Source organism: Pseudidiomarina homiensis (genome assembly GCF_003987225.1).
GTDB classification, from domain to species: Bacteria; Pseudomonadota; Gammaproteobacteria; order Enterobacterales; family Alteromonadaceae; genus Pseudidiomarina; species Pseudidiomarina homiensis.
In genome coordinates this window covers 936,456-954,030 of record NZ_PIPX01000001.1, presented here as the reverse complement: position 1 = coordinate 954,030, position 17,575 = coordinate 936,456, and the positions used below count along the sequence as shown (strand labels likewise).

Below are 17,575 nucleotides of genomic sequence, written 5' to 3'. Positions count from 1 at the left end.
GTTTGTATCAGGACAAAGCAAATTAGGAAAAGTGGAAGACGCAAGATTATGGCGAAACCAGATTTTTATGAAGTGCTGGGCGTAAGCAGAGATGCCAGCGAACGCGACATCAAAAAAGCTTATAAGCGTATGGCGATGAAGTATCACCCAGACCGTACCAAGGGTGATAAAGAGCTAGAGCTTAAGTTTAAAGAAGTGAAAGCAGCGTATGAAGTCCTTATGGACCCACAAAAACGCGCAGCCTACGACCAATATGGACACGCAGCCTTTGAACAAGGCCAAGGTGGCTTTGGTGGTGGCGGTGCTGGCGCAGCCGACTTCGCGGATATTTTTGGTGATGTGTTCGGTGATATCTTTGGCGGCGGCCGGCGCGGTGGTGGTCGTGCGCAAGCGGCACGAGGTGCTGATTTACGCTACAACCTTGAATTATCGCTGGAAGAGGCGGTGCGTGGTAAAGAAGTCGAGCTGAAGATACCGAAACTGTCAGAATGTGAAGATTGTGACGGTTCAGGTGCGCGCAAAGGTAGTGGCGCAGAAACCTGTTCACACTGTCATGGTGCTGGCCACATCCAAATGCGCCAAGGCTTCTTTGCGGTGCAGCAGCCATGCCCGCACTGTCGTGGGCGCGGCAAGGTCATTAAAGATCCATGCCGCACCTGTCATGGCGAAGGTCGCGTAGAGCGCACTAAAACCCTGAATGTAAAAATTCCGGCAGGCGTTGATACCGGCGACCGTATCCGCTTAAATGGTGAAGGTGAAGCGGGTGAAATGGGCGCTCCAGCGGGCGACTTGTATGTGCAGGTTCACGTGCGCGAGCATCCAATTTTCAAACGTGATGGCAATAATTTATATTGTGAAGTACCTTTAAGCTTTACGCATGCAGCGTTAGGTGGCGACATTCACGTGCCGACATTGGAAGGCAAGGTGAAACTGAAGATACCTGCGGAAACGCAAACCGGTAAGCTGTTCCGCTTGCGTGGCAAAGGTGTCCGTTCAGTTCGTACTGGAGCGACTGGCGATCTTATCTGTAAAGTGGTGCTGGAAACACCGGTCAACTTGTCAGAAAAGCAGAAGGATTTGTTGCGTCAACTGGATGAGTCGATGGGCAGTGGCGATGAAGCCGCACGTTATCGCCCGAAAGAAAAAGGCTTTTTCGATGGCGTAAAACGTTTCTTTGATGACCTCCGTGGCTAGTCGCGGAGGCGAAAGTTAGGAGAAAGCATATGCGCACCTTGAAGACGGTTTTCATTGCAACGGCAGTCGCTGGACTGGTGGCTTGTACGCAATCGCCGACAGGTCGTTCGCAACTGCAACTATTTAGCAGTGATGAACTGGCTCAACTGGGTGCGCAAAGTTATAGCTCCATTAAAGAAAAAGAAAAGGTTTCACGAGACCCAGCACTCAATCAGTATGTGCAGTGCATTACCAATGACCTCATCTCGGTGCTGCCATCACCATGGTCGCAGCAGCAGTGGGACGTAACGGTATTCGAGAGTGAGCAGGTGAATGCGTTTGCCTTGCCGGGCGGAAAGATTGGCGTTTATACCGGACTCATCGATGTTGCCGAAACTCCCGATCAGTTAGCCGCGGTTATCGGCCATGAAATTGGCCACGTGATTGCTCAACATAGCAATGAGCGGATGTCGAATCAGTTTGCGGCAGGTCTTGGTTTGCAGCTTGGTGGTATGCTCATCGGTCAAGAAATGGATAGTGACCAAGCGGCGCTGGTGATGGGTGTGCTCGGTGTGGGCCTACAATTAGGTTATATTTTGCCTTACTCGCGGATTCACGAGAGTGAGTCAGACGAACTGGGGATGCAGTACATGGCATCGGCCGGTTATGATCCGCGTGAAGCGGCAGAGTTGTGGCGAAATATGGCCAAACAAGGCGGGCCAACGCCACCAGAATTCTTATCAACGCATCCATCGCCACAAACCCGCATCGATGCGCTAGAGCAACTAAGCGCTGAAGCAATGCCAACCTATCGCCAAGCCCCCCGCGCGAACTGCCCGAAACCTTAACAGCGTTCTTTGCTGTTGGTAGCCCGTGGTTCTACCACGGGTCAAACCTAACGTTTTGACCATTTTCGTTGAATTCAGCATAACCCGTGGTAGAACCACGGGCTACCCGTAATGCCGAACGTGCGAATAACGCATAACGCATAACAATTCGATCTAATCGTAAATCACGGAAGCCCCGTACAATACGCAAAAGTTCAACAGCGAAGAGGATGTATGCTGAAAGCGTGGTTTGCGATTCCGTTCTGGCAACGGGTGCTGGGTGCCTTTGTAATAGGTGTTGTGGCCGGTTTACTGGTGCCTGACGTAGCGGTGCAACTGAAGCCGCTGGGCGATGTATTTATTCGAGCATTGAAAATGCTTGTAGCGCCACTGATTTTCTGTGCGATTGTGAATGCTATTTTGCAGTTTGGTGAAGGCGAAGGTCTTGGCCAGATTGGTGCGAAGACGGTTGGTCTATTCTTGTTCACTGCGGTGATTGCCAGTCTCATTGGTTTGAGTGTCGGTAGTCTGTTGGACGTGACTGCGACACAAGACTTGAGTGCTGCTGCAGATTATCAAGAGAAAGAGGTACCAGGGCCCGCTGCAGTATTTTTGAACATGATTCCGGTGAATCCGTTTGCGGCATTAGCCGAAGGTAAGATCTTGCAGATTGTTGTGTTCGCTGCATTAGTGGGGATTGCGATTCGCCAAGTGGGAGAACCAGCTCGGGCTTTAGGTAATGTACTAAAGTCTGGTGCACAGGTTATGTACCGTATTACCAAAATGGTGTTGGAACTGACGCCTTTTGGGGTATTGGGCCTGATGGCTTGGGTTGTGGGGCATTATGGGCTAAGTAGTTTGGCGCCATTGGCGGCCTTTATTGGAGCCATTTATCTGGCGTGCTTACTCCATATTTTCTTAACCTACGGCACTATGGTGCGTTTGGCTGGGATGTCGCCCTGGTACTTTTTTAAATCTGTGTTTTCGGCGCAGCTCGTGGCATTTACTACCTGTAGTAGTTTTGGCACGATTCCGGCGGCGCACCAAGCGATCACGGAACGTTTAGGGGTGAAGAAGTCTTATGCGAGTTTCGTGTTGCCACTAGGCGCGACGATTAATATGGATGGTTGTGGCGGCATTTATCCGGCTATTGCATCGATTTTCATCGCGCAACTTTATGGTATTCCGCTAGAGTTCACTGACTACTTGTTAATTACCGCGACAGCTACCTTGGCATCGATTGGCACAGCGGGCGTGCCCGGCACTGCTTTAGTGATGCTGACCGTAACCTTAAATGTGATAGGCTTACCGCTTGAAGGTATTGCTTTTATCGCTGCGGTCGACCGAATTATTGATATGATGCGTACAGCAACAAATGTAACCGGCGATATGGCGGTTTCCGTCGTCTTGGGTCGGCAGGAACGCGAACAAACTTTAGCAATGGAATCGACATCTTGATGAGAGTTGGAGTAATTGGCGCTAGTGGGCGCATGGGGCAGGCGGTCCTGCAAGAATTGTCTGAGTCTGAATTAGTGCCGGCTGCGGCAGTGGTAAGCGCGCACTCAGCCCGTCTTGGGCAGCCTACCTTGGCCGGACTAAATTTTTGTGCTGGCAGCGAACTGCAAGCCGGCGCTGTTGATGCCCTTATCGACTTTAGTTTACCTGCAGCTTTAGCGAGCAATTTGCAGCTCGCGCAGCGCTTGGGTGTGCCTATTGTGGTGTGTACAACAGGGTTAAACACCGAACATGAGGGGCTGTTAGAGAGTGCCGCTAAATCGATTCCACTGCTTTATGCGGCAAATACCAGCGTCGGTGTTTGTTTACTCGAGCAATTGGTGCACTTGACCAGTGCGAGTCTGCCTGCTGCCGATATTGAGATAACCGAAGCCCATCATAGTGCTAAACGTGATGGCCCATCGGGTACTGCACTATTACTTGGCAAGGCCGCTGCTCGAGGCCGTGGTGCGAACTTCGCTGACGTCGATGCAGGCGTTCGAGGTGATGGCTTGCGCGAGCCGGGCAGCATCGGTTTTGCGGTACTGCGGGCCGCCGATATCACTGGTGAACATTCGGTATTAGTTGCACAGCCAGGGGAGCGCATCGAGTTACAGCATCGAGTGACGGATCGACGTATTTTCGCAAGCGGTGCTGTGCACGCTGCGCAGTGGCTTGTTGAGCAACCTGCTGGACGTTATAGCATGGCGGACAGTTTAAACTTAAGGGATCACCTTACGACGTTACTGAAACAAATTTAGCTAGACGCAGCAGCGCTTTTTTTATAGAATACGACCAATTTGCCGACGCAAAGTTGGCAAGCTGAAAACGCGCACTTTTAAGCTGGTGCAAGGTAATCAACGGGGAAGTCAATTTTTGATTCACCCGTTTTTTTATGTACGGAGGTTAACCTTGAGTATTCTAGCGAGCCATTCAGCGAGCAAAGCCATTTTGGTGCTTGCGGATGGAACTGTTTTTCACGGCACAGCTATCGGTGCCGGTGGCACGGCAGTCGGCGAAGTTGTTTTTAATACCGCCATGACCGGCTACCAAGAAATTCTCACCGATCCCTCCTATGCTGAACAAATCGTTACTCTCACTTATCCCCATATTGGCAATTACGGCACTACCCACGAAGACGAAGAATCCAACCGCGTTTGGGCTAAAGGTCTGGTGATCCGTGACATGTCACTTAAAGCAAGCAACTTCCGTCAAGAGCAATCACTAGGTGACTATCTGCGGCAGCGAAATGTGGTAGGTATTGCGGATATTGATACGCGTAAATTAACGCGCATTCTGCGCGAGAAAGGGGCGCAAAACGGCTGTATCATGGCCGGTAATGTCGATGGCGAACTGGATATCGACAAAGCGCTAGAGCTTGCCCGCGGTTTCCCGGGACTACAAGGTATGGATCTCGCCAAAGAGGTGACGATTCGGACGCCACACGAGTGGACGAGCACCAGTTGGCAACTAGGCGAAGGCTTTGGGGAATTAACTGAGCCTAAGCTTCATGTTGTTGCCTACGATTATGGTTGTAAGCGTAATATTTTGCGTATGTTGGCGGACCGCGGCTGTAAAGTCACTTTGGTGCCAGCGCAAACACCTGCGAAGGATGTCCTCGCACTGAATCCAGACGGTGTGTTTTTGTCGAACGGGCCAGGCGATCCAGAACCTTGTGACTATGCGATTACTGCGATTCGCGAGCTAATTGAGGCGAAGTTACCGATTTTCGGTATCTGTTTAGGTCACCAACTATTAGCGCTGGCCAGCGGTGCGAAAACTGGCAAAATGAAGTTTGGTCACCATGGTGCCAACCATCCGGTGCAAGATCTAGCCACTGGCCGCGTGATGATTACCAGTCAGAACCATGGCTTTGCGGTCACCGAAGACAACCTTCCGGACAATTTAAAAGTGACGCACAAATCACTCTTCGACGGCACGTTGCAGGGCATCCACCGTACGGATGTGCCGGCCTTTAGTTTCCAAGGACATCCTGAAGCTAGTCCAGGGCCGCACGATGCCGCGCCATTGTTTGATCACTTTATTGAATTGATGAGCCAGCACGCCTAAGCGCTGCCGGAACGGAGGACGAATTTAATTATGCCAAAACGTACCGACATAAAGAGCATCCTCATTCTAGGCGCTGGCCCAATCGTGATTGGCCAGGCCTGTGAGTTTGATTACTCGGGCGCGCAAGCTTGTAAAGCTTTGCGTGAAGAAGGCTACAAAGTCATTCTGGTGAACTCGAATCCAGCCACCATTATGACTGACCCAGAGATGGCAGATGTGACCTACATCGAGCCGATTCACTGGGAAGTGGTTGCCAAAATTATCGAAGTTGAGCGTCCAGACGCAGTACTGCCGACCATGGGTGGGCAAACGGCGTTGAACTGTGCGCTCGATTTGGATCGACACGGTGTCTTGGAAAAATACAATGTCGAAATGATCGGCGCGAACGCTGATGCGATTGATAAAGCTGAAGACCGCGACCGTTTCGATAAAGCGATGAAGGCGATTGGTTTGGAAACACCAAATGCCGAAGTCGCGCACAATTTAGACGAAGCTTTTGATGTACTTGATCGCTTGGGCTTCCCATGCATCATTCGGCCGTCGTTCACGATGGGCGGCAGCGGTGGCGGTATTGCCTATAACCGCGAAGAATTTGAAGAAATTTGTCGTCGTGGCCTCGACCTTTCAACCACCAATCAGCTGTTGATTGACGAATCGTTGATCGGTTGGAAAGAATACGAAATGGAAGTGGTACGCGACAAAAATGATAACTGCATTATTGTCTGTGCCATTGAAAACTTTGATGCGATGGGCATTCATACCGGTGATTCGATCACGGTAGCTCCAGCGCAAACGTTAACGGACAAAGAATACCAGTTGATGCGTGATGCAGCGATGGCAGTGTTGCGCGAAATCGGTGTGGAAACCGGTGGTTCAAACGTCCAGTTCGGTATCGATCCAAACACTGGCCGCATGGTAGTGATTGAGATGAACCCGCGCGTTTCACGCTCTTCAGCGTTGGCATCAAAGGCTACGGGCTTCCCAATTGCAAAAGTTGCGGCCAAGTTGGCAGTGGGTTACACCCTTGATGAACTTGAGAACGAAATTACTGGAGGCGTAACTCCGGCATCGTTCGAGCCTGCACTTGACTACGTAGTTACCAAAATCCCACGCTTCAACTTTGAAAAATTTGCCGGTTGTAATGACCGTTTGACCACGCAGATGAAGTCGGTGGGCGAAGTGATGGCAATTGGTCGTAACCAACAAGAGTCATTACAAAAAGCACTACGTGGCCTAGAGATTGGCGCCACAGGATTTGATCCTATGGTTGACCCGTCTGACCCAGAAGCACGCGGTAAAGTTATTCGTGAGCTTAAAGAACCAGGTGCCGAGCGCATTTTTTACATTGCCGATGCCTTCCGATTAGGCATGACGGTACACGAAGTATTTGAGCAGACCCGCATCGATGAATGGTATTTGATTCAGATCGAAGAAATCGTCTTGCTGGAAGCTGAAATACAGAAGCTTGGCATGGCGGGGCTCGACGAGCGTGTATTGCGCGTATTGAAGCGCAAAGGTTTCTCGGATGCACGTATTGCCGACATTCTTGATGTCGCTGAAGCAGAAATTCGCCGTCGTCGTCACGAGCTCAACGTGGTACCTGTTTACAAGCGTGTTGATACCTGTGCGGCAGAATTTGCATCAGATACGGCTTACATGTATTCGACCTATGACGAAGAATGTGAAGCTGCGCCATCGGATCGTGAGAAGATCATGGTCATTGGTGGTGGTCCTAACCGCATTGGTCAGGGTATCGAGTTTGATTATTGCTGTGTTCATGCCGCGCTTGCGCTGCGCGACGACGGTTACGAGACCATCATGGTCAACTGTAACCCAGAAACGGTTTCCACCGATTACGACACCTCGGACCGCTTGTACTTCGAGCCGATCACTTTGGAAGACGTGCTGGAAATCGTGCGCGTTGAACAGCCGAAAGGTGTGATTGTTCAGTACGGTGGCCAAACGCCATTGAAGTTGGCTCGTGAACTTGAGGCGAATGGCGTTCCTGTCATTGGTACCTCGCCTGACGCTATCGATCGTTCAGAAGATCGTGAGCGCTTCCAAAGTGCAGTACGTCGTTTAGGCTTGAAGCAGCCAGAAAACGCTACGGTCACCAAGGTTGACCAAGCATTGCGTGAAGCTGAGCGTATTGGCTACCCACTGGTTGTGCGTCCAAGCTACGTACTGGGTGGCCGTGCCATGGAAATCGTCTACGATGAAAGCGACTTGCATCGTTATTTGACCGATGCTGTGAAAGTTTCGAATTCGGCACCGGTGTTGCTGGACCGTTTCTTAGACAATGCGATTGAGGTGGATGTAGACGCCATTTGTGATGGGCAAGACTTGTTCATCGGCGGCATTATGCAACACATTGAACAAGCCGGCGTGCACTCAGGTGACTCAGCTTGTTCCTTGCCGCCTTACTCGTTAAGCGACAAAATTCAAGACGAGCTACGCGAGCAAATGCGTAAGCTAGCTTTTGAATTGAACGTTCATGGTCTTATGAACGCACAGTTTGCCATTAAAGATGATGAAGTGTACCTGATTGAGGTGAATCCGCGTGCGGCGCGTACAGTGCCTTTCGTCTCGAAGGCGACCGGTGTGCCGTTGGCGAAGATTGCGGCGCGGGTGATGGTGGGACAGACCTTGCAGCAGCAGGGCTATACCAAAGAAGTTATTCCACCTTACTTCTCGGTGAAAGAAGTCGTGATCCCGTTCGCTAAATTCCAAGGTGTGGATCCAATTCGCGGGCCAGAAATGCGCTCTACCGGTGAGGTCATGGGTGTTGGTGAAAGCTTTGAAGAAGCCTACGCCAAAGCGAACCTTGGTGCTGGTGAAGCGCTGGCGAAAGCAGGTAAAGCATTGTTGTCGGTACGTGATGGCGACAAAGCACGCTTGTTTGATCTTGCGCGTGGTTTGCTTGGCCTCGGCTTCTCGTTAGAGGCCACTCGCGGTACAGCGAAGATGCTTAGCGAAGAAGGTATTACCTGTTCGGTAGTGAATAAACTGCAAGAAGGCCGGCCAAATATTGTTGATGCAATTAAAAACGGCGAGTACAGTTACATCATTAATACCGTAGAAGGGCGCCAGGCAATTGAAGACTCAGTCTACATTCGTCGTGAAGCACTCTTGAATAAAGTGATTTACACCACCACGTTAAATGCAGCCTTTGCCACTGTTAAAGCAAATACTGCAGATGACCGAGCACGGGTAAATTCACTGCAGTCATTACATAAAAGGGTTCAAACAGCATGAGTCAAATTCCAATGACGACCCGCGGCGCCGAGATGCTGCGGGAGGAATTGAAGCGTCTAAAAACTGAAGATCGACCACGCATCATCCAAGCGATTGCCGATGCGCGTGAACACGGTGACTTGAAAGAGAATGCCGAATATCACGCTGCACGCGAGCAGCAGGGTTTTTGTGAAGGGCGTATTCAAGAGATTGAAGCAAAACTGTCAAATGCACAGATTATTGACGTTACTAAGGTACCTAACCAAGGCAAAATCATCTTTGGCTCGACGGTGACACTTTACAATACGTCAACCGATAAAGAAGTGAAGTACCGTATTGTTGGTGATGATGAAGCGGATATCAAACAGAACCTGATCTCTGTGAATTCACCCATTTCTCGTGCACTGATTGGCAAGCAAGTAGATGACGTGGCGCGAGTGAACACGCCTAACGGCGAAGTTGAATACGAAGTCGTGAGTGTGGAGTATATTTAAAATCCACGTCTAACGACTTGTTATTTCTCATCATTTAAGAACGCGATTAATTCGCGCTCTTTTTGTTTGCGCTCCTTCCCACTCTGTGGAGCACCTTGATAATAGTCTTGCACATCCGGAAAGACTTCTTCGATGGGGCGCTCCAATACTTTGGCAAGCGCAACAGCCACCGAGCGCGAACGTGCCTTTCGCGAGGCCACTTTCGATATGAGGGACGGGCTTTTGCCTAACGCTTTTGCGAGCATCGAAAAGTCGAAACCGCGTTGCGCTAATTCCATTTTTATTTTTTGACTATCCATTGTGGCTCAGCTGTGGTTGAATGTTTTCTTGTGAATTCACTGTGAGTTCACATAGAATTCAAATGAATTGTTTTAGAAGTCAAAAGACACTATTTAAGGGAAAAAGATGTCAAATGACACAGAGATAAATACTACACAAGGACCGCAGAAAAGCAATGTTGAAATGCTCAATATGGACGAGGTGGTTGCGCGGTTACGACTGTATTTTGGCGATGAGTCAACTGCCTCGTTAATGCGTCGGCTTGGTATTCCACAGTCCACTTATGGCAACTGGCGACAACGCCAGAATGTCACCTATGATCATTTGGTCCAAGGGCTTTTGCGCGTCGGTATTTCATTGGATTGGTTTTTTGCGCCACGCCAGCAACTCGATTATCCACGGCCGTCGGACTTACATGTGGACGAGCCGATTATGCTGCACTACAAGCCGTCTTCTGACACCGAGGAGGTACTGCGGGCGACAGCCGAGGTGAAGCCATTCCTACGACGTTATCAATTACCGGAAACGCCGCGTAATCAGCAGTTGTTGGTGGATACTTATTTAGCATCGCGCGCCGATCATATCGGACTTGACTTTGCTTTGAATCAAATTGCATTAGCGTTGAGTTGGCAGCCAGATGACACGTCGGACGACGAAGACTGAAGAGGACGAAAGCGCGGTCAAGACAAAGACGTGCATCGTAGGGCTACGATGCACGTGACTAAATAGAGTTTATCGACGAGGAAGTTGAATTTTACCCTCTGGACTTGGCTTGTAGAGGGTTAAAATTTTACCGACGACCTGCACACGGTAAGCTTGTGTATGGGCAAGTATGGTTGCGTAGACTTGCTCACGCACTTCACGATCTTCCTCTGGCACTTTCACTTTAATTAATTCGTGGTGATTAAGCGCCAGTTCAATTTCGGCCATTACACCTTCCGTTAGGCCGTTAGCGCCCAACAAGACGACTGGTTTCAGGCTATGCGCCAGACTTTTTAGGTGCTGTTTTTGTTTATTGCTTAATGTTAACCCTGCGGCCATGTAATAATATCCTACTATCACTTGAATTTTCGCTATTCTACCGCCATCTGGGTAGAAGAAGCCAGTTTTGGTATTGAGGCAATGGGAAAAAAACGATCAGCAAGCAGCACCCGATGGCTGCAAGAGCACTTTAGTGATCATTATGTACAAAAGGCCCAGAAGAAAGGGTTACGTTCACGTGCGGTGTTCAAAATCGAAGAGATTCAGAATAAAGACAAGCTCCTGAAACAGGGAATGACCGTGGTTGACCTTGGCGCTGCGCCAGGTGGCTGGTCGCAGTATGTGGTAGAGACGCTGCAGGGTAACTGCCAAGTCATTGCCTGTGATATTTTACCGATGGACCCGATTGCTGGAGTAGACTTTCTTGAAGGGGACTTCCGCGACGAAAGTGTGTTGAATGCTTTATTGAACCGCATCGGTGGTAAAAACGTAGATGTAGTACTGTCGGATATGGCACCCAACATGAGTGGTAACGATAATGTCGATCAACCACGTGCGATGTATTTGGTTGAGTTGGCATTAGACATGTGCCACCAAGTTTTGAAACCGAATGGCAGTTTTGTCGTCAAAGTATTCCATGGACAAGGTTTCGAAGAATTTTTGAAAGACGTACGCGCGGCATTTAAAACCGTGAAAACGCGCAAACCAGACTCGTCTCGAGCACGTTCTCGTGAGGTCTATTTGGTAGCGACAGGATACAAATTGTAGTAGGCTGTTGCGCATGCAACGCAAGTAAATGAGGTAGTCAGCTTTGAGCGATATGGCAAAAAATCTAATTCTATGGCTAGTGATCGCTGTTGTTTTGATGACAGTGTTCAATAGTTTCAGTCCCGGTGCAAACAATGGTTCGCAGGTCGCATACAGTCAATTTGTGTCACAAGTGAACAATGGTGGCGTGCGCAAAGTTGACATCGACGGACGAATGATTACCGCGCAGTCGCGTACAGGCGATACCTTTACCACGGTAATGCCAGTGCATGACCCTGACTTGCTAAACGACTTGTTAGAAAACAACGTCGAAGTGGTAGGTAAACCACCAGAAGAGCCTAGTATCCTGACTTCGATTTTTATTTCGTGGTTCCCGATGCTATTGCTGATCGGGGTGTGGATTTTCTTCATGCGACAAATGCAAGGTGGCGGCGGTGGCCGTGGAGCCATGAGCTTTGGTAAGAGCAAAGCTCGGTTGATGAGCGAAGATCAAATTAAGACCACGTTTGCCGATGTCGCCGGTTGTGATGAAGCCAAAGAAGAAGTTTCTGAACTGGTAGATTACTTACGTGACCCGAGCAAATTCCAGCGTCTTGGCGGCAAGATCCCGAAAGGCGTGCTGATGGTCGGTCCTCCAGGTACCGGTAAGACGTTGATTGCAAAGGCCATTGCTGGTGAAGCAAAAGTACCTTTCTTCTCAATTTCTGGTTCAGACTTCGTCGAGATGTTCGTCGGTGTCGGTGCGTCGCGTGTACGTGACATGTTCGAACAAGCGAAAAAGTCAGCGCCTTGCATCATCTTTATTGACGAGATTGATGCGGTAGGACGTCAACGTGGTGCCGGCCTTGGTGGCGGTCACGATGAGCGTGAGCAAACCTTGAACCAAATGCTAGTCGAGATGGATGGTTTCGAAGGCAATGAAGGTATTATTGTGATTGCGGCGACCAACCGTCCAGACGTACTTGACCCTGCGCTCTTGCGCCCAGGCCGTTTTGACCGTCAGGTACCTGTAGGCTTGCCAGATGTGCGAGGTCGTGAGCAAATCTTAAAAGTACATATGCGTAAGGTACCGCTTGGTGATGACGTTGATGCATCAGTTATCGCGCGTGGTACGCCTGGGTTCTCGGGTGCCGATTTAGCAAACCTAGTGAACGAGGCTGCGCTATTTGCGGCGCGTAATAACAAACGTGTCGTGGCGATGGAAGAATTTGATAAAGCCAAAGATAAGATCATGATGGGTGCGGAACGTCGCTCAATGGTCATGACTGATGAAGAAAAAGCGATGACCGCTTATCACGAAGCTGGTCACGCCATCGTTGGTCGTTTAGTGCCAGAACATGATCCGGTCTACAAAGTGTCAATCATTCCACGTGGTCGCGCTTTAGGTGTCACCATGTACTTGCCTGAGCAAGATCGTGTGAGTCACACCAAGCAACATCTTGAGAGTATGATTTCAAGCTTGTTTGGGGGCCGTTTGGCTGAAGCCATCATTTATGGCGATGAGAAAGTGACGACCGGCGCTTCTAACGATATTGAGCGAGCTACGCAAATTGCGCGTAAAATGGTAACTCAATGGGGACTTTCTGAGAAAATGGGCCCATTGCTGTACGCTGACGATGAGAACGAAGTTTTTCTTGGTCGTTCAGTGACTCAGCACAAGCACATGTCAGATGATACCGCGCGAGCGATTGACCAAGAGGTTAAGCTCTTCATTGACCGCAATTACGACCGCGCGAAACGTATTCTTGAAGAAAACATCGATATTTTACATTCGATGAAAGACGCACTGATGAAATATGAAACCATCGATGCCGATCAAATTGATGATCTGATGAATCGTCGTGATGTACGTGAACCGCGTGACTGGCAAAAGCCGGACCAAGATAACAATACCAGTGGTGGTGCAACGGCAAGTTCCGAAGAACGACCGTTGACAGATGGTAAGCCGGGTGACGCACCGGCCAGTTAAAAAGAAAGCCCCGACTTCGGGGCTTTTTTATGAGGATCGAGCCATGAGCACAGCCGTACTTCCCCAAGTGATGGGTATTTTAAACGTCACACCGGATTCATTTTCCGATGGTGGCCGTTTTAACCACCTCGACCAAGCGCTGCGCCAAGCAGAGCAGATGATTGCCAACGGGGCGAGCTATATCGATGTCGGTGGTGAATCGACCCGCCCTGGTGCCGATAGCGTAGGAGTGCAAGAAGAAATCGACCGTGTCATCCCAGTGATTGAAAAGCTGCGCGCCGAAACGAATGTGGCGATTTCGTTAGATACCTGCAAGACAGCGGTTATGGCTGAAGGCTTAAAGCAGGGGGTGGCAATGATCAATGATATTCGTGCCCTGCGAGATAATGGCGCGCTAGCGCTGTTGGCGCAGCATGACGCTGATGTTTGCTTGATGCACATGCAAGGTGAGCCGCGCACGATGCAGCATGAACCGCGCTACGATGATGTGGTTGTTGAAGTAAAGGCGTTTTTACAGGACCGTATTCGCGCCTGCGAACAAGCTGGAATCCATAAAGAACGTCTTTTTCTCGATCCGGGCTTTGGTTTTGGTAAGTCTGTAAGGCATAATTACCAGTTATTACAACGCATGCAGGCCTTTCATGAACTGCAGTTACCGTTGTTGATTGGCGTGTCGCGTAAGTCGATGTTGGGTCATGTTACTGGCCGCGACGTAACCGACCGTCTACCAGCGAGTCTTGCTGCCGCAACGATTGCAGCAATGAAAGGGGCACGTATTATTCGCGTGCATGATGTCAGGGAAACGGTTGATGCAATGAAAATAGTTGCTGCAACCTTGGCTGGAGATTTCAGTTGAGTCAACGTAAGTATTTTGGCACTGATGGCGTCCGCGGACGTGTCGGTGACTTTCCTATTACTCCGGATTTTGCCGTTAAATTAGGTTGGGCGGCAGGAACTGTATTGTCGAAGTCTGGCAATCAACGCGTTTTGGTGGGTAAAGACACGCGGTTGTCGGGTTATATGCTCGAGTCTGCGCTTGAGGCAGGATTGCTCTCTGCTGGTGTGAGTGTTGAATTTCTTGGGCCGATGCCAACCCCCGCGGTGGCGTATTTAACGCGTAATTTTCGTGCGGCTGCTGGCATTGTGATTAGCGCTTCGCATAACCCTTATTACGACAACGGTATTAAGTTTTTCTCTGATTCGGGAAGTAAGCTGCCTGATGCGGTGGAAAGTGAGATTGAACGTTTATTAGACCAAGAGTTGGTCTGTGTGCCGTCCGAACAAATGGGGCGCGCTAGTCGTATCGACGACGCTCCTGGGCGCTATATTGAGTTTTGTAAAAGTGCGTTTCCGAGTGAACTGTCGCTCACCGGATTAACTATCGTGGTGGACTGTGCCCATGGCGCCACTTACCACATCGCTCCAGACGTTTTGCGTGAACTTGGTGCACAAGTGATTGAAATTGGTACTGCGCCAAATGGCGTGAATATCAATGCAAACTGTGGTGCAACGGATCTGGCTGCGTTGCAAGCGGCAGTCAAAGAGCACAAAGCTGATCTCGGTTTCGCCTTGGATGGCGACGGTGACCGTTTGATGATGGTCACAGCCGAAGGACGCATCATCGACGGTGACGATGTTATTTACATTCTTGCTCGTGCGGCCCAACAAGATGGCCTTTTACAAGGTGGTATCGTTGGCACATTGATGTCGAACTTTGCCCTCGAGAAATTTTTTGCTGAGCGGAATATTCCGTTTGTGCGTGCCAAAGTTGGCGACCGCTATGTGATGGAAGAATTAGTGAAACGCGATTGGAAAATTGGCGGTGAGAATTCTGGCCATATCATCAATCGTCAATTTCATAGCACTGGTGACGGTATTATTGCTGGGTTACAAGTGCTTACTGCGATGCAACGAGAGCAGTGCAGCTTGGCAGAGTTAATGAAAGGGTTTGAAAAGTACCCGCAAACGTTGATTAACGTCCGCTTCAAAGCCGGTTCCGATCCACTCAGCGATGAAGCGGTCAAAGCCGCGGTAAAAGACGTGGAAGAACGCTTGGGCGATGAGGGCCGAGTATTGTTACGCAAGTCAGGTACAGAACCCTTGATTCGTGTAATGGTTGAAGGCCGTGATGAACAGATCACCAAGTCCTTCGCGCAACAAATTGCTGGCGAAGTTGAGGCGGCGGCGAATTAATAAGCAGTCTCGCTGATTTATCGAATTCAGTACTTGTAAGTTAGCGGCAGGTTATGTAATATCTCGCCGCTCTTGAGGTAGCAACTTAAGACCAAGAGGCAACTATGCAACGGCAATCGTTAGTTATCGCTAACTGGAAAATGAATGGCTCACGCCATCTAGTGAAGCAGTTGGCAAAGACCTTGCGCGATGCGCCGGAAGTGTTAGCTGACGTGACTGTCGCGGTATGTCCTCCAGCAGTGTTACTTGCGGCGTGGCAAAGTGAAGTGTTTTATGACCAAGTGCACCTTGGTGCGCAAGACGTCAACGAAAATGCTGCAGGCGCGCACACTGGTGAGCATAGCTTAGATCTTGTCGCTGAAGCCGGTGCTGAATACGTGCTCGTTGGACATTCAGAACGTCGACAGTTCTATGGCGATACTGAACAGCGGATTCAGGCGAAAGTTGCTGCAGCGTTAAGTGCTTCCGAGACGAAATTTAAAGTCGTTCTCTGTGTCGGCGAAAGCGAGCAGGAACGTGAAGCGGAACAGACCATGCAGGTCGTGCAAGCGCAGCTAGAAAGTGCCTTGCAAAACGTAAGTAGTGCGCAAATGGCGCAGGTGGTTGTTGCTTACGAACCCGTTTGGGCTATTGGTACTGGTAAAACAGCTAGCCCGGCGCAAGCACAGGAAGTTCACGCATTTATTCGACAGTGGCTGCAACAGAAGTATGATGTTGCGGGCACGAGCGTACCACTTCTGTATGGTGGTAGCGTAAAGGCAGAGAATGCCGAAACTTTGTTTGCAGAAGCAGATATTGATGGCGGCTTGATCGGCGGCGCAAGTCTTGAACCAGAAGCGTTCCTTGCTATTTGTCGCGCAGCGCAAGCCCGGAGAAGTTAACTATGTACGAATTTTTATTGATTGCGTATCTTATCGTAGCCATCGTGCTGATCGGTTTTATCATGATTCAGCAGGGCAAAGGTGCCGACATGGGTGCGTCTTTTGGTGCTGGTTCATCAAATACGGTATTTGGCTCAGGCGGTTCAGGTAACTTTTTGACCCGTACTACAGCCGTCGTAGCGATTATCTTTTTTGTATTAAGTCTGGTTCTAGGTAATCTTTCTTCAGGTAATGGTGATGTTGAAAGCGAGTTCGAAACTATCGAAACGCCAGCACCAAGCATGAACGAAGTTCCAGCGTCTGACGAAGAAGTTCCTAACTCTTCAAGCGACGTACCTGAGTCAAACTAAGTAACTGTTTTTTGCGGATGTGGTGGAATTGGTAGACACGCTATCTTGAGGGGGTAGTGCTTTCGGGCGTGCGGGTTCAAGTCCCGCCATCCGCACCAAATAGAGCAACTGAATGTTGGTTGCGTTTCCTTCGGGAATCCTTATAATATGGACACGTTTTCGGACGCGGGGTGGAGCAGTCTGGTAGCTCGTCGGGCTCATAACCCGAAGGTCGTAGGTTCAAATCCTGCCCCCGCAACCATTTAACAAAGGGTCCAGTGTTTTAAAAGCCCCGCAGCAGTTCGGGGCTTTTTACTATGTGACCTCTGCTGCAATGCGGTACGGCTAGGAACTAGCGGTCGAATTGGCAGCACTAACACTGGGCGTTTACGCCCTTTTTTTGTTTCAGGAGTTCAAGAATTTGGCACGTATTGAAGAACGCTTAGTCGAGATGCTAGAGCCTGCAGTGGCGGCGCTAGGGTTTGAGTTATGGGGTGTGGAATTTGTTCGCGCTGGCAAGCACTCAACTCTGCGCGTTTATATTGATGATGAAAACGGTATTAGTGTTGATGACTGTGCCGATGTAAGCCATCAAGTAAGCGCGTTATTGGATGTTGAAGATCCAATCTCAAGTGAGTATTACTTAGAAGTTTCGTCGCCCGGTATGGAGCGACCGTTCTTTAGTGCGGCACAAATGCAAGACTATCTGGGCGAAACAGCGGCGGTAGAGCTGACCATGGCTCAGCAAAACAAACGCAAATTTAAGGGCGTGATCAAAGCAATTGATGGCGACCAGGTTGAATTCGAAGTTGATGGTGAACCACTGAAGGTTAGCTACTCAACAGTTAAAAAAGCTCATTTAGTTCCTCAGTTTAACTAAGGA

17 protein-coding genes and 2 tRNA genes are annotated in these 17,575 nt (G+C 49.7%); 17 read left to right on the top strand and 2 right to left on the bottom strand.

Translation table 11 applies throughout. The annotated features are described in order from the left end of the window. Positions 1–48 precede the first annotated feature (48 nt). The 7 genes from dnaJ (at position 49) to greA (ending at position 9,292) form a co-directional block, all read left to right on the top strand. Entirely contained in the window at positions 49–1,194 is a 1,146-nt protein-coding gene (gene dnaJ, locus CWI70_RS04680) for a molecular chaperone DnaJ (protein WP_126770995.1), read from the top strand. Between the two features lie 29 nt (positions 1,195–1,223). Beyond that, entirely contained in the window at positions 1,224–2,021 is a 798-nt protein-coding gene (locus CWI70_RS04675; protein WP_126770993.1) for a M48 family metallopeptidase, read from the top strand. A 213-nt stretch (positions 2,022–2,234) separates the two neighbouring features. Beyond that, positions 2,235–3,458 carry a dicarboxylate/amino acid:cation symporter gene (locus CWI70_RS04670; protein WP_126770991.1) on the top strand — a complete coding sequence of 408 codons (1,224 nt, stop codon included), beginning with the start codon at positions 2,235–2,237 and terminating at the stop codon, positions 3,456–3,458. After that, positions 3,458–4,255, top strand: coding sequence for a 4-hydroxy-tetrahydrodipicolinate reductase (gene dapB, locus CWI70_RS04665; protein ID WP_241967820.1), 798 nt, complete (start codon positions 3,458–3,460; stop codon positions 4,253–4,255). Before CWI70_RS04670 ends, dapB begins: the two co-directional genes overlap by 1 nt. A 151-nt stretch (positions 4,256–4,406) precedes the next feature. Then, positions 4,407–5,564, top strand: a complete 1,158-nt coding sequence (carA, locus tag CWI70_RS04660; RefSeq protein WP_126770987.1) for a glutamine-hydrolyzing carbamoyl-phosphate synthase small subunit — start codon at positions 4,407–4,409, stop codon at positions 5,562–5,564. Positions 5,565–5,594: 30 nt separating this feature from the next. Then, positions 5,595–8,819 carry a carbamoyl-phosphate synthase large subunit gene (carB, locus tag CWI70_RS04655; protein WP_126770985.1) on the top strand — a complete coding sequence of 1,075 codons (3,225 nt, stop codon included), beginning with the start codon at positions 5,595–5,597 and terminating at the stop codon, positions 8,817–8,819. After that, complete coding sequence (gene greA / locus CWI70_RS04650) at positions 8,816–9,292, top strand: transcription elongation factor GreA (protein WP_126770983.1); 477 nt, start codon at positions 8,816–8,818, stop codon at positions 9,290–9,292. The genes carB and greA overlap by 4 nt, the downstream gene beginning before the upstream one ends. Positions 9,293–9,312: 20 nt before the next feature. Here the strand turns inward: greA and CWI70_RS04645 are convergent, their stop codons facing one another. Then, positions 9,313–9,591, bottom strand: a complete 279-nt coding sequence (locus CWI70_RS04645; protein ID WP_126770981.1) for a helix-turn-helix domain-containing protein — start codon at positions 9,589–9,591, stop codon at positions 9,313–9,315. Between the two features lie 106 nt (positions 9,592–9,697). Here CWI70_RS04645 and CWI70_RS04640 point away from each other — a divergent pair, with 106 nt between their 5' ends. Further along, positions 9,698–10,234 carry a helix-turn-helix domain-containing protein gene (locus CWI70_RS04640; protein ID WP_126770979.1) on the top strand — a complete coding sequence of 179 codons (537 nt, stop codon included), beginning with the start codon at positions 9,698–9,700 and terminating at the stop codon, positions 10,232–10,234. Positions 10,235–10,303: 69 nt separating this feature from the next. Here the strand turns inward: CWI70_RS04640 and yhbY are convergent, their stop codons facing one another. Then, on the bottom strand, positions 10,304–10,612 hold the full coding sequence (gene yhbY, locus CWI70_RS04635; RefSeq protein WP_126770977.1) for a ribosome assembly RNA-binding protein YhbY: 309 nt from the start codon (positions 10,610–10,612) through the stop codon (positions 10,304–10,306). An 81-nt stretch (positions 10,613–10,693) separates the two neighbouring features. On the opposite strand from yhbY, the gene rlmE reads away from it, so the two are divergent. The 9 genes from rlmE (at position 10,694) to rimP (ending at position 17,572) form a co-directional block, all read left to right on the top strand. Further along, positions 10,694–11,320, top strand: a complete 627-nt coding sequence (rlmE, locus tag CWI70_RS04630) for a 23S rRNA (uridine(2552)-2'-O)-methyltransferase RlmE (RefSeq protein WP_126770976.1) — start codon at positions 10,694–10,696, stop codon at positions 11,318–11,320. Positions 11,321–11,363: 43 nt separating this feature from the next. Continuing rightward, a complete protein-coding gene (ftsH, locus tag CWI70_RS04625; protein ID WP_126770974.1) occupies positions 11,364–13,289 on the top strand; it encodes an ATP-dependent zinc metalloprotease FtsH in 1,926 nt (641 codons plus the stop codon). 43 nt (positions 13,290–13,332) lie between these two features. Next, on the top strand, positions 13,333–14,145 hold the full coding sequence (folP, locus tag CWI70_RS04620) for a dihydropteroate synthase (protein WP_126770972.1): 813 nt from the start codon (positions 13,333–13,335) through the stop codon (positions 14,143–14,145). Further along, a complete protein-coding gene (glmM, locus tag CWI70_RS04615; protein WP_126770970.1) occupies positions 14,142–15,482 on the top strand; it encodes a phosphoglucosamine mutase in 1,341 nt (446 codons plus the stop codon). The genes folP and glmM overlap by 4 nt, the downstream gene beginning before the upstream one ends. Before the next feature lie 104 nt (positions 15,483–15,586). Beyond that, positions 15,587–16,363: a triose-phosphate isomerase gene (gene tpiA / locus CWI70_RS04610; protein WP_126770968.1), complete on the top strand. Its 777-nt coding sequence runs from the start codon at positions 15,587–15,589 to the stop codon at positions 16,361–16,363. 2 nt (positions 16,364–16,365) lie between these two features. Next, complete coding sequence (gene secG / locus CWI70_RS04605; RefSeq protein ID WP_126770966.1) at positions 16,366–16,713, top strand: preprotein translocase subunit SecG; 348 nt, start codon at positions 16,366–16,368, stop codon at positions 16,711–16,713. Between the two features lie 13 nt (positions 16,714–16,726). Then, positions 16,727–16,811 (top strand) — tRNA-Leu (locus CWI70_RS04600). Positions 16,812–16,877: 66 nt separating this feature from the next. Next, positions 16,878–16,954, top strand: a tRNA-Met gene (locus CWI70_RS04595). A gap of 159 nt (positions 16,955–17,113) precedes the next feature. Beyond that, positions 17,114–17,572 (top strand): ribosome maturation factor RimP, encoded by a 459-nt coding sequence (gene rimP / locus CWI70_RS04590; protein WP_126770964.1) that lies wholly within the window; start codon positions 17,114–17,116, stop codon positions 17,570–17,572. Positions 17,573–17,575 lie beyond the last annotated feature (3 nt).

Excerpts from the sequence above, each read along its gene's own strand:
- dnaJ (WP_126770995.1), top strand. The coding sequence starts at position 49 with ATGGCGAAACCAGATTTTTATGAAGTGCTGGGCGTAAGCAGAGATGCC.
- CWI70_RS04675 (WP_126770993.1), top strand. The coding sequence starts at position 1,224 with ATGCGCACCTTGAAGACGGTTTTCATTGCAACGGCAGTCGCTGGACTG.
- CWI70_RS04670 (WP_126770991.1), top strand. The coding sequence starts at position 2,235 with ATGCTGAAAGCGTGGTTTGCGATTCCGTTCTGGCAACGGGTGCTGGGT.
- dapB (WP_241967820.1), top strand. The coding sequence starts at position 3,458 with ATGAGAGTTGGAGTAATTGGCGCTAGTGGGCGCATGGGGCAGGCGGTC.
- carB (WP_126770985.1), top strand. The coding sequence starts at position 5,595 with ATGCCAAAACGTACCGACATAAAGAGCATCCTCATTCTAGGCGCTGGC.
- greA (WP_126770983.1), top strand. The coding sequence starts at position 8,816 with ATGAGTCAAATTCCAATGACGACCCGCGGCGCCGAGATGCTGCGGGAG.
- CWI70_RS04645 (WP_126770981.1), bottom strand. The coding sequence starts at position 9,591 with ATGGATAGTCAAAAAATAAAAATGGAATTAGCGCAACGCGGTTTCGAC.
- CWI70_RS04640 (WP_126770979.1), top strand. The coding sequence starts at position 9,698 with ATGTCAAATGACACAGAGATAAATACTACACAAGGACCGCAGAAAAGC.
- yhbY (WP_126770977.1), bottom strand. The coding sequence starts at position 10,612 with ATGGCCGCAGGGTTAACATTAAGCAATAAACAAAAACAGCACCTAAAA.
- rlmE (WP_126770976.1), top strand. The coding sequence starts at position 10,694 with ATGGGAAAAAAACGATCAGCAAGCAGCACCCGATGGCTGCAAGAGCAC.
- folP (WP_126770972.1), top strand. The coding sequence starts at position 13,333 with ATGAGCACAGCCGTACTTCCCCAAGTGATGGGTATTTTAAACGTCACA.
- tpiA (WP_126770968.1), top strand. The coding sequence starts at position 15,587 with ATGCAACGGCAATCGTTAGTTATCGCTAACTGGAAAATGAATGGCTCA.
- secG (WP_126770966.1), top strand. The coding sequence starts at position 16,366 with ATGTACGAATTTTTATTGATTGCGTATCTTATCGTAGCCATCGTGCTG.